General features: G+C 33.7%; 13 protein-coding genes. 5 read left to right on the forward strand and 8 right to left on the reverse strand.

Features of this window, described 5'->3' with window-relative positions:
• Position 1: 1 nt before the first annotated feature.
• Genes BZG02_RS08165 through BZG02_RS08175 form a run of 3 tightly spaced genes read left to right on the forward strand, consistent with a single transcriptional unit; the run spans position 2 to position 4,441 of the window.
• On the forward strand, positions 2-799 hold the full coding sequence (locus tag BZG02_RS08165; RefSeq protein WP_101260923.1) for a M48 family metallopeptidase: 798 nt from the start codon (positions 2-4) through the stop codon (positions 797-799).
• Positions 800-803: 4 nt separating this feature from the next.
• Positions 804-1,601, forward strand: coding sequence for an alpha/beta hydrolase (locus BZG02_RS08170; RefSeq protein WP_101260924.1), 798 nt, complete (start codon positions 804-806; stop codon positions 1,599-1,601).
• A 50-nt stretch (positions 1,602-1,651) separates the two neighbouring features.
• Positions 1,652-4,441 carry a DEAD/DEAH box helicase gene (locus BZG02_RS08175; protein ID WP_101260925.1) on the forward strand — a complete coding sequence of 930 codons (2,790 nt, stop codon included), beginning with the start codon at positions 1,652-1,654 and terminating at the stop codon, positions 4,439-4,441.
• 74 nt (positions 4,442-4,515) lie between these two features.
• On the opposite strand, the gene BZG02_RS08180 is transcribed toward BZG02_RS08175, so the two are convergent.
• The 5 genes from BZG02_RS08180 to BZG02_RS08200 form a co-directional block, all read right to left on the reverse strand.
• Positions 4,516-5,202, reverse strand: coding sequence for a hypothetical protein (locus tag BZG02_RS08180; RefSeq protein WP_101260926.1), 687 nt, complete (start codon positions 5,200-5,202; stop codon positions 4,516-4,518).
• Positions 5,203-5,503: 301 nt separating this feature from the next.
• Positions 5,504-6,898 (reverse strand): sensor histidine kinase, encoded by a 1,395-nt coding sequence (locus BZG02_RS08185; protein WP_101260927.1) that lies wholly within the window; start codon positions 6,896-6,898, stop codon positions 5,504-5,506.
• Positions 6,899-7,059: 161 nt separating this feature from the next.
• Positions 7,060-8,346 (reverse strand): sensor histidine kinase, encoded by a 1,287-nt coding sequence (locus tag BZG02_RS08190; RefSeq protein WP_101260928.1) that lies wholly within the window; start codon positions 8,344-8,346, stop codon positions 7,060-7,062.
• A gap of 120 nt (positions 8,347-8,466) precedes the next feature.
• A complete protein-coding gene (locus BZG02_RS08195; protein ID WP_101260929.1) occupies positions 8,467-9,105 on the reverse strand; it encodes a hypothetical protein in 639 nt (212 codons plus the stop codon).
• Between the two features lie 160 nt (positions 9,106-9,265).
• Positions 9,266-9,850 (reverse strand): hypothetical protein, encoded by a 585-nt coding sequence (locus BZG02_RS08200; protein ID WP_101260930.1) that lies wholly within the window; start codon positions 9,848-9,850, stop codon positions 9,266-9,268.
• Between the two features lie 169 nt (positions 9,851-10,019).
• Here BZG02_RS08200 and BZG02_RS08205 point away from each other — a divergent pair, with 169 nt between their 5' ends.
• Both BZG02_RS08205 and BZG02_RS08210 read left to right on the forward strand, forming a co-directional pair.
• Positions 10,020-10,328 carry a transposase gene (locus BZG02_RS08205; RefSeq protein ID WP_101260931.1) on the forward strand — a complete coding sequence of 103 codons (309 nt, stop codon included), beginning with the start codon at positions 10,020-10,022 and terminating at the stop codon, positions 10,326-10,328.
• 113 nt (positions 10,329-10,441) lie between these two features.
• Complete coding sequence (locus BZG02_RS08210) at positions 10,442-11,227, forward strand: IS3 family transposase (RefSeq protein ID WP_218972185.1); 786 nt, start codon at positions 10,442-10,444, stop codon at positions 11,225-11,227.
• A gap of 756 nt (positions 11,228-11,983) precedes the next feature.
• On the opposite strand, the gene BZG02_RS08215 is transcribed toward BZG02_RS08210, so the two are convergent.
• The 3 genes from BZG02_RS08215 to BZG02_RS08220 all read right to left on the reverse strand — a co-directional run bounded on the left by BZG02_RS08215 (position 11,984) and on the right by BZG02_RS08220 (position 13,847).
• Positions 11,984-12,625, reverse strand: coding sequence for a hypothetical protein (locus tag BZG02_RS08215; protein WP_101260932.1), 642 nt, complete (start codon positions 12,623-12,625; stop codon positions 11,984-11,986).
• Positions 12,626-12,978: 353 nt separating this feature from the next.
• A complete protein-coding gene (locus BZG02_RS20800) occupies positions 12,979-13,128 on the reverse strand; it encodes a hypothetical protein (protein WP_180335670.1) in 150 nt (49 codons plus the stop codon).
• 2 nt (positions 13,129-13,130) lie between these two features.
• Positions 13,131-13,847 (reverse strand): SDR family NAD(P)-dependent oxidoreductase, encoded by a 717-nt coding sequence (locus BZG02_RS08220; RefSeq protein WP_101260933.1) that lies wholly within the window; start codon positions 13,845-13,847, stop codon positions 13,131-13,133.
• Positions 13,848-14,035 lie beyond the last annotated feature (188 nt).

Here is a 14,035-nt window from a genome sequence, read left to right on the forward strand (position 1 = left end):
GATGAAAAAGATCGTTTTTCAAGCACTGGTAAGCACAGGACTTTTCTTCGGATTACTATTTGGCTTGCAAGAGATCAACTGGTTGTCTTTCTTTACGAAACAAAAAACACAAATTTTAACGGAAGAAATACTAGGCGATATCTACTGGGAAAGCTTTCGTGCAGATGAAAAAGAAATCACCACAGGGCTAATCGTTCCATCTGTAGATAGTATTCTTACAAAAATTTGTGAAAATAATGCTATCCATAAAACAAGCATTAAAGTACATATTATTGATAATTTAGAGGTGAATGCATTCGCGTTTCCAAATAAACACTTAATTTTAAATCGTGGTTTACTATTAGCTGCCGAAAGTGATACCGAACTAGCTGGAGTAATTTGTCACGAAATTGCACACATAGAACTTAATCATGTTGTGAAAAAAATGCTGAAAGAAGTGGGATTATCTGTAATTACATCCATAAGTAGTGGCAATAACAATGCGAAAACAGTAAAGAAAAGCGCTAAGCTTTTATCTTCATCGGCATACGACCGAAAATTAGAAAAAGAAGCTGATTTAAAAGCTGTTGAATACTTAAATAATGCACAAATAGATGTAACTGCTTTCGCAAATTTTCTAATTCGAATCAGTTTATCCGAGCACATTAATTCGAAACATCCAGTGTGGATCGACACCCATCCCAAGTCCGAAATTCGTGCCAAATATACATTGGAAAATCGCGATTCTACATCCACAAAAATCAAAAGTATCCTGACTAAAAACGGCTGGAATCAACTTAAAGTAGAATTAGCGAAATAATCCCATGAAAAAACTCTTATCCCGTTGTATAAAAGCTGTTTGTATCCTTGTATTATTACTTACAAGTCTTCTATATTTCAATCAGGAAAAATTAATTTTCTTTCCCCAAAAATTAGATAAAGAGTATCAGTATTCTTTCGACATGAATTTTGAGGAAATAAATGTTGAAAGTGAAGATGATAAAAATCTAAATGGACTATTATTTACGGTAGAAAATTCAAAAGGCCTTGTATTTTATCTACATGGCAATGCAGGTTCACTTACTAATTGTGGCGAAGTTGCCAAAACCTTCAACAAATTAAACTACGATATTTTTATGCTCGACTACAGAGGCTTTGGCAAAAGCGAAGGTGAAATAAATAGTCAGCAACAACTTTTTACCGATGTACAAATTGCATATAACTTACTCCTGAAAAGATATCCCGAAAAGCAGGTGATTGTTTTGGGTTACTCAATAGGAACGGGATTGGCAACCCATCTGGCATCCACTAATAATCCGAAATTACTACTATTACAAGCGCCCTATTTCAGCTTAACGGATATGATGAAACGTAGGTATAGATATTTACCAACAGTACTACTAAAGTATAAGTTCCCAACCAATGAACTAATAGTAGCATGCCGAATGCCAATTGTTCTCTTTCATGGCACCGAGGATAAGGTAATTCCCTACGAATCTTCGCTTATGCTTCAAAAAGTTATTAAATCGAGCGATCAATTAATCACACTCAAAGGGGAAGGACACAATAGTATAAACAGCAATTCTGAGTTTATTACCGAACTAGCTAGAATATTGAACTAATTTAAAAACTACAGCACCACTCTATTCTCTACTCTACACAAAATTCAATTATGCCTGATTCAATCAACCATCTGATTCAATACTTTCACGACTGCTACCAAGCTGATAATCGTGAGTTAATCATCTATAATTTTTTAGATGCGAAAATTGAAAATAAAGTGTACTTCGAAGGAAAAGAAGATTTGCTAACCGACAATCACCCAATTGTTCCGATTGATTCTGTAAAAGCTTTAGCTATTTTAAAGAAAATGCAAATTTACCAGAAAGAAAAGGAATTACTTTACGGTACCTTTTTTATTTGTGGGAACTACACCGATTTTAAAGGAGATGTAAAAACTTTATGTGCTCCACTGTTCTATTATCCTGCTGAAATAACACAAAAAGAAGAATTCTTTTATCTATCCATCAATACCAGCGAAAGAAGGCTTAACTACCCTATTATTACTCTTTTATCGCAGGATTCCTGCGGAGATATTCTTAACGATCCCCTTTTTGAGGAACTACCAAAAGATTTTATTCGCTTTGAGCACATTGAATCGATTGTTCGACTCTTTAAAAAGTATTTTGCCAATGTAAACATCGAAAATATTTACTCTTACCCAGAAAATACAAGCGTAAGCTCTATAAAAAAGAACATCGCGAAATTATCGAAAGAAAAACAAGATGAATTTATACTGCTACCCAGCAGCATACTAGGCATTGTTGAAAAATCATCAAACACCAGAGGTGTATTGAACGAACTAAACGATCTGGCTTCCCAATCGAATCATTCGTTGCCTTTACGCTCCCTGTTCTTCGATGTCGCTTTCAACAAAAAAATCAGAAAATACAAAAAGGGCAATCTTCCGATGATTTTAAGCGAAGCCCAACAAGCTATCCTACAATCGAGCGCGATAAATCCTATTACTTTAATTGTTGGACCTCCGGGAACAGGTAAAACATATACCATTAGCGCTGTTGCCTTGGAGCACATGAGTAGAGGAGAATCGGTATTAATTGCGTCGCGAACCGACGAAGCCGTAGATGTAATTGCATCGAAAATTAACGAGCAATTAGGAATAGATAAAGCGGTTGTCCGAACTGGAAAAAAACGTTCCTACTCCACGCCATTGAATCAATTTATGCGATCCTTACTTACTCGCGCGCGCAAACTAAGCTTCCTGCTGAAAGAATTCGATTTACCAAACATGAGTAGGAATGAACTGGTACAAAAAATAGATGCTTTATCGTCGGCCATACATTCGCGAGCTAAATTGATTAAAAAGCTGGAAGCCTCTTTCGCAAAAGAAGTGGATCATGAACTGCAATGGGGAGAACATCTTAGTAAAGAAAAAACGGGAACTTGGAACAAAATAAAAACCAAATACATCGATATAAGAAACCAAATTCAGGTTCCAATTTGGAAATACAGCCAACAACTAAAGCAAAACGATGAAGCTCAAATAAAAGAGGTTCAGTTACTGATACGTTTGAAATATATTTTTCAGATTCTGGAGGTAATGGATACCGACTGGAAAAATATACAGCGCTTTAATGAGGCGCTAAAAATGGGGAACGACACCGCAAAAATTGCTAAGTTTTCGGAAGTAAAATTCGAAGCCGTTTTAAAAGCTTTTCCCATATGGCTTACCAAGCTTTCGGAAGTTAAAGATGCGCTTCCCTTTGAATGTGAATTGTTTGATGTAGTGATTATTGATGAAGCCACTCAATGCGATATTGCCAGTTGCCTACCTCTAATTCAAAGAGCGAAACGGGTTGTTTTTGCTGGTGATCCTAATCAGCTCCGACATGTCTCCTTTTTATCGAAAGGCATTCAATCTATTTTCCAAAGCAAATACGAACTACAAACTACAGATAGCAGCATTCTTAACTATCGCGACAAAAGTATTTTAGATGTGGTAATTAGTAGTTTGCAATCTGGCGATCAGGTGGCCATGCTCGATGAACATTTTAGGAGCTTAGCTCCGATTATCGCATTTAGCAACGAACACTTTTACGATAGTCAGTTAAAAATAATGACTTCGAGACCGGATGAAACAGAGGATGCTCTTTGTTTTAAAGAGAACCATGGACGCAGAGATAAAAAAGGAGCGAACGAAAACGAGGCCAATACCATTCTGAAAGCGGTGCGCGAAACAGTGGAAATTGAAAAAGAATTACAGCAGGATTTGTGTTCCAGCATCGGCATTTTATCTCCTTTTAGAGCTCAGGTAGATAAGCTTGCCAAACAATTGCTCGAACAGTTCGAAATGAACGAAATAGAGAAACACAAAATTAGAGTAGGAACAGCCTACAGCTTTCAGGGCGAAGAACGCGACATTATGCACCTATCTTTCGCCATCGACGGCAACAGTCATCATTCTGCCATCAACCATATTAATAAGGACGATGTTTTTAACGTAGCCATTACCCGAGCACGAAACAAACAATACATTCATCATTCTATTTTAAAAAATGAATTAAAAACCGATAGCCTTTTACGCAGCTATCTATCGAAATCAAATATTAAGGAAGTGCAATTGAAGCAAGAAAAGACCTCGCACGATCAATTCCTGAACGAAGTAAAAGAGATTTTAAAAAATTGGGACATTAGGAACTATTGGGTAGCTTATTCTATTGCCGGACTAAAAATTGATTTATTGGTGAAATACAAAGACCAATATCTTGGAGTTGATTTAGTGGGATATCCTGGTGAGTATGCCAATGTATTCGGAATTGAACGCTATCGAATTTTGAATAGAGCCGGCATCAGCGTGTTCCCACTTCCCTATTCCGATTGGATTTTCGATAAAAAAGAAAGCCTAAAAGTGCTAAAAGAATTTTTATTTCCTAACTCCTAACTCATCAAAAAAGGGTTAGGCAAAATGCCCAACCCTCTTCAATATCATGAATTCCACTTTCGGAATACCGTCGTTTAAACGTCTTCAATATTTTTATCCAACAACTTTATACAAGCATTTTGAGCTTTAATAATGTCTTTGTAGATATTTTTATCCTGATTTGATGCCTCGGAAGCAGTATAGGCATCTACCGCTTGAATGTAATACCTCTTGGCACGTACGCCTTTGCTAAGCAAAACTAACACATCTGCAATGGTCAAAAGTTCTTGATAATCTGGGTTTTCCTTTCCCTCAATCAGTTCTACAACTTTAAATAGACTTTCTTCGGTTTTAACTCGATGTTTTTCGGCAAATTGTAATGGCAAATGATAATCTGTGTAAAGCGAAAAATGGGTACTGGCTTTACTTTTAAGGTAAATGGTATTTTCGGGATCTAAAAGTAATGCTTCGTTAAAGTTTTTTAGAGCTTCTTGCTCTTTTCCCTTTGTATTCTGAAGCGCCACTCCTTTAAAATAATATCCTGCGGCAATTTTAGAATCCAATTTAATAACAGCATCCGCATAGGAACATAATGTATCAATATCCTTTGTTCTTTCCAAACACTGACAAGCCAAAAGTAGGAGTGCCAGGTTTTCAGGATCCTTTTCTAATGCTACAATAATTTTATTTAACGACGGCTTCACCCTACCTGAATAATACATCGCTTTCAGCGATTCGTAAGTTTCTATCTTCACCACTTTCTTCTTAGCCTCTTTACCCATAGAATTTTTTTAATTTTGTTTTGATCTACTACAATACTCGCTAAAATTGTTCATCTAGCAAGAAGGCAAAGTTACAAATCAAAAAACTTAAGAAAAAACTTAAAATGGCTTTTAGAGCAATCAATTTGTTTTTAAGAGCTAAAAAACATACTTCGAACCTGCAATTTGCAAGGCATAATAGGAAATCGAAAAAAGAATCTGAATTATTGCAACTCGTTTGGACACCTGCTAGCAGAAATGGAAGATTTCCATTTCGAAAAATTTAGTGGCTTGTTGTAAAGCATAAGGTTAAGTAGTTTTCTTATGCGCATGCCGGTTTATACAAAGGCAATGTAAATTTAAAAACACTTCCCTTTCCTAATTCACTCTCCACAGAAATTTCGCCACCATGTTTTTCCACGAGCTCTTTGCAAAGTAGTAAACCTAAACCAGTACCTTTTTCGTTTGCAGTTCCAATACTTGTCTCGTTCGCCTCCTTTCCGAACAACTTACTAACAGTATCTTCCTCCATTCCAACACCAGTATCCGAAATTACAAATTCAACTTTGGTTTGCTCTTTTTTTGCGATTACTTTTACATTTCCGCCCGGATTTGTGAATTTAATAGCATTGGTAATTAAATTTCGCAATATTGTTTTCAACAAAGCTTCGTCGGCATACACTTCCACCTCTTCTGATTTATTTTGAACCAAGGAAATCCCCTTGGCGATTGCTGTTGAGGTAGATAAATCAACTATTTCTTGAACCACGGAAGTCAATTCTAATTTTTGAGGATTAAACTTAATTTGTCCAGTTTGCGAATTTGCCCAATTCAATAAATTATCCAACAAAATAAGCGTGTTATGAGCCGTAGAATTAATAATTCCTAAATACTTTTCCGATTTCGTAGTACTAAAATCTTTCAGGTTACTGATTAACATTTCCGAAAATCCGGAAATAGTACTCACCGGACTTCTTAAATCGTGCGCAACAATTGAAAATAGCTTGTCTTTCGTGCGATTTAACTTTTCAAGTTTAAGTTTATCCTCTTGTATTATTTTATTTTTTAGAAGTATTGTTTGTTCATCTCTTTCCTTCAAAAGCATTATAAAACCGATTCGGAAGGTACTAACACTAAACAACGAAATTATAAGGTACCAATTGTCGATGGTGGAACCTTTCAGAAAATTATAGGGCTGATTGATCTGATATAAAACATTGGCACGATAAAGCTGGAAAGCAGCAAATATGAAAAGTGCCATGCTTATAATATTTGCAAATTTGTATTTATTCTCGAAATTAAAAAGATAAAAAGAACCTATCCCGTAAAAAAAGGAACAAGCAATTATCTGAATAATTAAACGCCTGATATCACTTTCGGCAACTACCAAAAAAGAAGAATAAAATAGAATCGTAGAAACAACGAAAACGGTTAACAGATTTTTTCGAATTTTGCCATCAAACGAAACCAAACCATAAGTGGTTAATGCAAAGCTGGAAAAGAAAAAGAAATTACTTATTTGTACGGTATATAAAAAAGGAAGGGCACTTCTTTTGGCGATTAGGATTAAAGCAATAGTTTGAAATAAAAGACCCAAAATAAACACTGACAAATACCATTTTTTATGATGAAAAAAATATTGGTAGGTAAATAATGCAATATTAAAAATATTCGTCAGTACAAAGAAAAATAATATTGTAGGGTAATCTAATTCCATATTGATTTCCTCTTTTGTGTTCAACTGTTTCTGAATTACCCCAATATAGCCGTTTATAATTTAAAAGTTTCTGAAAACTCTATTTTTTACAAGCATTTCTTTTGAAGCTCCCTCCAAGTTAGTATCGGAAAATTACTTACAACCACGCAGAACACAAGCGATCAGCTAGTAATATCCGACGTTACGAATACCGAAGAACTTGAATTTATTGCCGTGTTTTTACTATCATACTCTCCCAAATAAATTGTAACTACTGTCCCTTTATCAATAGTAGAAGAAATCGAAAAATGCCAATCGTGTTTATTCACAATATATTCCACAATGCTTAAACCGATTCCCATTCCTGTATATTTTTCAGAAATTACATTATTACGATGAAAAGCTTTTACATATTCTTTAATCTCCTTCTCACTCATACCAATACCTTCATCGCAAATCTCCATTTTTAGAACCTTATTTCCACTAATCGTGATGCTAATGTCTTTTTCTGAAAATTTAAGTGCATTATTTATTAGCTCAACAACAATAAGTTGAAAGTATAGAAGATCGATAGAAATATCCGGAATAGTGAATGCATCTCTATTAACGTTTAAAATAATATTCCTGTCTTTATACACAGATCTTTGTTTCTGAACAATTTGCTCCACTTCAAATGCAATTTCACTTGCACTTAAGCTTTTGGGGTTTATACGAACTCCATTGGTTTGAAAATCCGATAGTACCAAAAGTTTATCTAGCTTATCGGTTAATTCAAAAGAGCTTTTCCAAATCATAGAAGCTAATTCTTTGGTGTTTTCGTTCTCATTTAATAATCGAAGTCCCAAATCGATTGGACCCGCCATACAATTAAGTGGCGTGCGAAGTTCATGACTGATATTATTTAAAATTGCTTTTGTAAATTGATCTCTTGTGTCTAAACCTAAAACATCTTGTTTATAGTTATCCATAAGCTCTTTCATTCGTTTCGCAAACAAAGAAATATTTTTCTCAATTTCTTGAAATAAACTCGCATCATCCATTCTTGGAAATACCATTACCGAACCAATGGAAACATTTTCGTAGCTAATTCCTATCGTATAAATATTTTTAATATTGAAAACAAATTCGATAAGATTACAAATCCAATCGGGAACTGCACTTTCCGAAAACTGCGCCAAATTACCTTCGAAAGGGGTAAGTTTATTGGATGAAAAAAAATTTCTTCTTCCAAAAGGAGTATTTTTAAACCTTTTTCGTACCGGATATACGCCTAAAATACGAACCGACCTAATTAATAATGGGGCTTTTAATCCGATTAAGCTATACACAAAAGCTTCATCCTGTTTTTCGTCTAGCTGAACTAAAATACAAACAGAATTTTTTAAAGTATCTTGTAAATATTGAGACAATAGCTCGTAAACTTCATTAATATTTTGTGTTTGAGCTAAGAGCTTTTCAACATTTTTCATATATCACACTACTTAAATTATATTTTTTTAAAAATTACCATTCTCAATAAGATTCACATTTTTCCTTATCGACTTCCGTTCCCCCAAATTATCTATCGGCAATTATATTCTCCCGAAAAATTAGTAGTTTCCGTCTGCTGATTTTAGCTGATTATCGTATCGTTTATATTTAGATTCGATTTGGCAGGTAAGCCATCCTTTTATGGTATATAATCGTCGAAGCGCTTTTACTTTTATAATTTCATTTCCTTCAAGAATTATGGCCTCTATACTTATTAAAGTATTTACATCGTCCTTCTTCACAGCATCAAGTAATTGTATTGATGTATAATCCTCATTAAATATACAAGTACTCATGTTATAGTAAGTATCATAGCTTATTGCATAAGTCGAATAAACTTTATTAGGATCAAAAACTTCATCTCTTCGCACCTGCGACGATACCATCGGCCACATTTCATCAAAAAAATGATAACCATCTACAGATTCTAAAATTCTAATGCCTAAACGAGATTCCGAAAGCTTAGGATTCTCCAAAAGCAAGTTGGTAGAAGCTGTTCCATCCATATTCAAATCGACAGCATCTTCAGAATCGGAAGAAATTAATTTATAATCGCCATGAAATTTTGCTTTTAGCTCTTCTAATTTTAATTGTTCCAATTCTTCGTTGGATTCCTTCTGATTACAACTAATCAAAAAAATCGTACAGATAGTAATCAATAATCCTATTTTTATAAGTGGCAGTTGATGTAAATTCATGTGCTTATTCTTTCTATTAACACTTACAACAGTTAGCGTTTTATTTATGATTTTATTGTCTCGTTTACATTTAATTAACTGTTCTTAACTTTTTACGGAGCGCATCAGCACCCGCAATAATTTGGTATTTGTTGTGCTCTACACTACCTTTAATTTGGACTTACTGATTAATTCGAATTTCCTTTTTCGTTGCAAGCTCAGTTATTGTGTTTTTTATTTTTTGAACCATTGCATATTCTAGTTTGAATAAGGGAAATGTCAAGTAAGTATTGTCTTTCCTGCATATTAAAAATTGATATGTCTTAAAATCAATTGTTTGAATATTTTCCCAATTTACAGCCTCTTCTTTTTTTAAAACTCCGAACTTAAACTTTATACTATTATTGTCAACCTCTATAAACGCTTTCCCGATTAATCCTTCTACAGGATATCCAAGTCCACCAATTGTGTGAACGACACCATTTAACGCAAAAAAACTGAAATAAAACCAATCAAATATCCCAATTAGCTCAGAGTTCAACAATTTTGGAGTAATCCATAGCATCGAAGCAACTAGAAACATTAATCCGATAAATACCCAAAGTGGATTTTTTTCATTCCTTTTTACTAAATCTATGTACAACTTCATATTTTCGCTACGTTTATAAATACTCAATAGCAATGATTGTTTACCGCCAAACTGTTTTGCTAAATTTCCTAGGTAATTTAATGTGATTTCCTTATCAATTTGCTCGTCAACGCCCATTAATTTATACTTTTGTTAGCTACTGAGCGTTTTTAATTATATGATCATCAATATTCTTAAGTAAATCAAAATAATACCTTTTACTACTATTTTAGTCCAGCTTACTCATAGTTTAGCCCCGAAAAAGACTGGAGTAAAATTTCAGATTTAAAACAGTTAAATTTAGGGTATGAAAAGACGTTGGACATTAGAAGAAAAACTAGCCATTTTAAGCGAGGCAGAAACTGGTAATGTAGTAGAAGTTTGTAGAATACATAATGTTAGTACTGGATCTTTCTATAATTGGAAAAAGAAGTTCGATACTAAGGGAGAAGCTGGCTTAAGAGTTAAATATGATAACAGCAGTCCAGAGATGAAGAAAGCAGAGGAAGAGATTAGGATTCTACGCAAGCTTTTAGCAGACCGGGAAATTGAATTGGAAATTCAGAAAGAACTTCTAAAAAAAAAGTTTGGAACAGACGATCCAAGAAAAATCTAGTAGATCGTTTCTTCGAAAAATATACTGTAAGTATCAAAGATTTGTTAAAGTATGTAGGACTCTCTGAGAGTAGTTATTACTATTAAGAGAAGCCAAATGGCAGAAAAGGTGTTTTGCCTAGCAAGCAAACCAAGCATAGTAACGATGGCCTGGTTGAAGAAAGGACTGTTGTAGAAGCTATAAAAGGCGTATTGGAGCATGAGTTTATTGATTGTGGTTATCGAATAATGACAAAGTATCTTCAGCGGAAAGGTTATGATATCAATCACAAGAAAGTATACCGAATAATGAGTAATACTGGTCTTTTAAAGCCTAATTCAAGAATTAAAAGAAGTGGTGGTGGTCGCAAGTTCGTAAGATTTAGGAAGGTTCACACAAGCCATCCTATGGAGTGTCTTGAAATGGATATCAAGATGATTTGGATTCCCAATATGGGAAAAAACGCTTATCTTTTATCGGTAATTGATGTTCATACTAGAAAAATATTAGGTTATACTTTTGCATTCAATGTAAAGCAAAAAGAGGTGATTGAATTATTATCAACAATTGTCGATGAATATCCAACTCCAGAATCTCTGATAATCAGATCTGATAATGGAAGTCAGTTTATTGCTCGTAATGTGAGAGATTACATTCATTTAGTCGGGTTTGAACAAGAATTTACTCACGTGGCAACACCTGAAGAAAATGCGCATATTGAAGCATATCATGGTACTTTAAAGAGAGATATCTTTGACAGAGTCGATTATCGTACTTTCGGTGAAATACAGCAGATTATAAAAAGATATGTGCCATTCTATAATAGTGAAAGATTACATGGTTTACTTGGGAGAATTACTCCAAATGAAAAGTGGAAGCAGGATCAGCATTTAATTAAAAAGCTAGGGAAAATAGCTTAGTATTATTAAATTTTGACAGAGCCTGAATCACTCTATAAAATGAAAATTAAAAAATAGAATAAAACTCTAGGATATCAGGGGTCAAAACAACTCCTGGATATCTGGAAAAGCTCCAAGCATTTATTGTCGTGTTCATTAAAAACTATCAATTATTAGAATGATAATTGCCTAGTTGTTTCAAATTTTTCACCTAAGCCCTAAACAAACATCATCCTAAGTATTCTTCTATCTTCCTGCAAGTGTATTTGTTGCACAAATTCAACAATAATATAAGTTGATTATGTTTTAGCTCGCCTAATTTACAAAACAATGTGTATCTAACAAAAGAAGATCTTAATAATTTAACAAGTCATTATTGGGAAACAAACAGGTTTGTTTTTGTGGTTTTATGCAAAAAAAACTAGTAAGGATACAAGTTATTTTAGGAAAGTACCGAAAGCGAAATCACAGTTCGCTATTCAGAATAGATGTTTTGCATTTGTTTCATTCATTCCCCTATCAATGTAAAACTTCGAGTTTTTAAGCTAAAAAAGAAAGCCTTAAAAGCTCGCTATTAGCATACTTTTAAAGCTTTTAAACTATTTACTTTTTGGAAAACCTGCATGTGAAAAAGCTGTGTATTACAAGATTACTTTTCGTAAAAATTCCTCAAACCAGACCATTCGCCATAAAGTAGCAATAATGTCATCGGAACCATCAACACCCCGTACCTATTGGGCAGTTGTTGCTACTCGAAGGCTTAGTTGTTATGGGCTTTTATTGAATCATTTCATAGTCTTTTTCATTATTTGAAATGCTCAAGATTATGTCGCTTTCTTTATTAATATAAAAAATATTTTCCTTTGTCTCGGTTAATATTTTAGTCTGTATAATTCTGTTGTCTCTGAGGATTGTTTTTTTAGTAGGAATAAATATAATAGAATTATCACTTCTTTGCTTAATCCATCCATTTATTACTATGGTAGAATCTTTTGAGTCAAAGTAATCTGTCTGTTTGTAGATATTATTTACAATTAGTAATTCACAGTGTCCATTTAAATAGTTTGAATAAAATTTCTCTATTGAATTTTTGTAGTGGTTTTGTTTAAAAAAACCAATTACTTTAAATCTCTCAGGATTCGAAACGAGAACATTTAAAGAGATTGAATTTCCAATTTTCTGTAAATCATTTCTAGAATTTGATACGTAGTGTCCTTCATACCATTTTTTATCCAATGAGTAAAAAAATGAAATACCTTGTACAAATCCCATACCTCGTAGTCCAGGTTGAGGCTTAACTTCATAGATTTTTCCAGTTACTTTCTCAGTCTTACCCAATAATGGTAATTCAAAATTATTCCAAGCAAAATAGCCGAAGAAGATCAAAATTAAGATTGCAAATATCCATGCATTCTTCATGTTGAGCTTAATTGTTGGTAACGTCAGTCTGTCTAAAAACTCATCAAACTGCTCAAGTAAGTGTTAAATATAGCTATTTTTAAAGATACCTGAAAATTGAAAACATCCTTAAAAATAGGAGATGCAAATTATTATATGTGGCTAAAACCTTTCTATTAATTTCACAAGGCCCAGTTGGCTAAAGCCAAACTGCAATAGATGTTTTGCATTTGTTTCCTTCATTCCCCCATTAATGTAAAACTGCGAGATTTTCAAGCTAAAAAAGAAAGCCTTAAAAGCTCACGAATTATCAAACTTTTAAGACTCTTAAAGTATTTATTCTTTGAAAAACCTGCATGTAAAAAGGCTGTGTATTACAAGATTCCTTTTCGTAAAAATTCCTCAAAATACACCATTCCCCATAAAGTAGCAATAATACCATCGGAACCATCAACACCCCTACCTATTGGGCAGTTGTTGCTACTCAAAGGTTTAGTTGTTAGCGGTTCGTTGTTTTTTTTCATTGTTACATTCTTGCATATATTTGTCTTGGTAATTTTTTTAAAATTATAGCAATCAATTGCCAACGTTTCGTTATATAAGTTATTTGTTTTTTCCGTTTAATAGCTTTGAAAATTTGTCGAGTTGCTTTTTCAACTGTGGCAACCCAAAATTGTCCTTCTCCTTTCGCCATATCGGTATCGACAAATCCTGGTCTAACATCTGTTATATAGATTGGTTCATTTGTTTTCTTTGCTTTTTGTCTTAATCCTTCCAAGTAATTTATCTGATAAGCTTTAGTGGCATTATATGCAGGTCCAATTCCACTTCCACGAAGTCCGCCAACTGATGTTATTGCAACTAAATGTCCTGATTTTTGATTCTCAAAATAATTAAATGTCCAATTTGTGATACAAGTAAAACCTGTTACGTTTGTTTCAATTGTTCGCTTTTCAATTTCAAAGTCAAGTTTTTCATTTAAATCTCCTGTTCCCGAACTAATTATAAGTAAATCAAGTCCGCCAAGTTCCGATGTTAAATAATTTAAATTTTCATCAATTAATTTCGTATTGGTTATGTCAAAAGTTCTTGTAAAATAGGTTTTTGGACTTTTAGTTTTAAGTTCTTCAAGTAATTCAGTTCTTCTTCCCGTTATACCAACCTTGTAATTGTTGTCAGTTAAAATTTTCGCTAACCCTTTTCCAATTCCTGACGTAGCTCCTATAATTATGGCTTTTTTCATTTAGTTACTGATTGTTTTTTTATTTATGATGGTTTTTTTCAATGACCACTAACAAATGGCGGGTCGAGTAGGCAAAGGGAGTCTCACCCTAAGCCTCTCACAGAACCGTGCTTGATAGTCTCCCATCACACGGCTCTTGTTATACAAATCTATGCGTTATGTTAGTAAAAACCTAGTTGCCATTGATA

The sequence above is a fragment of the Labilibaculum filiforme genome, from assembly GCF_002843315.1.
In the GTDB taxonomy this organism is placed as follows: domain Bacteria; phylum Bacteroidota; class Bacteroidia; order Bacteroidales; family Marinifilaceae; genus Labilibaculum; species Labilibaculum filiforme.

Coding starts and splice junctions, on each gene's coding strand:
- BZG02_RS08195 (WP_101260929.1), bottom strand. CDS start 9,105: ATGAATTTACATCAACTGCCACTTATAAAAATAGGATTATTGATTACT.
- BZG02_RS08175 (WP_101260925.1), top strand. CDS start 1,652: ATGCCTGATTCAATCAACCATCTGATTCAATACTTTCACGACTGCTAC.
- BZG02_RS08215 (WP_101260932.1), bottom strand. CDS start 12,625: ATGAAGAATGCATGGATATTTGCAATCTTAATTTTGATCTTCTTCGGC.
- BZG02_RS08165 (WP_101260923.1), top strand. CDS start 2: ATGAAAAAGATCGTTTTTCAAGCACTGGTAAGCACAGGACTTTTCTTC.
- BZG02_RS08200 (WP_101260930.1), bottom strand. CDS start 9,850: ATGGGCGTTGACGAGCAAATTGATAAGGAAATCACATTAAATTACCTA.
- BZG02_RS08220 (WP_101260933.1), bottom strand. CDS start 13,847: ATGAAAAAAGCCATAATTATAGGAGCTACGTCAGGAATTGGAAAAGGG.
- BZG02_RS08185 (WP_101260927.1), bottom strand. CDS start 6,898: ATGGAATTAGATTACCCTACAATATTATTTTTCTTTGTACTGACGAAT.
- BZG02_RS20800 (WP_180335670.1), bottom strand. CDS start 13,128: ATGAAAAAAAACAACGAACCGCTAACAACTAAACCTTTGAGTAGCAAC.
- BZG02_RS08205 (WP_101260931.1), top strand. CDS start 10,020: ATGAAAAGACGTTGGACATTAGAAGAAAAACTAGCCATTTTAAGCGAG.
- BZG02_RS08170 (WP_101260924.1), top strand. CDS start 804: ATGAAAAAACTCTTATCCCGTTGTATAAAAGCTGTTTGTATCCTTGTA.
- BZG02_RS08180 (WP_101260926.1), bottom strand. CDS start 5,202: ATGGGTAAAGAGGCTAAGAAGAAAGTGGTGAAGATAGAAACTTACGAA.
- BZG02_RS08190 (WP_101260928.1), bottom strand. CDS start 8,346: ATGAAAAATGTTGAAAAGCTCTTAGCTCAAACACAAAATATTAATGAA.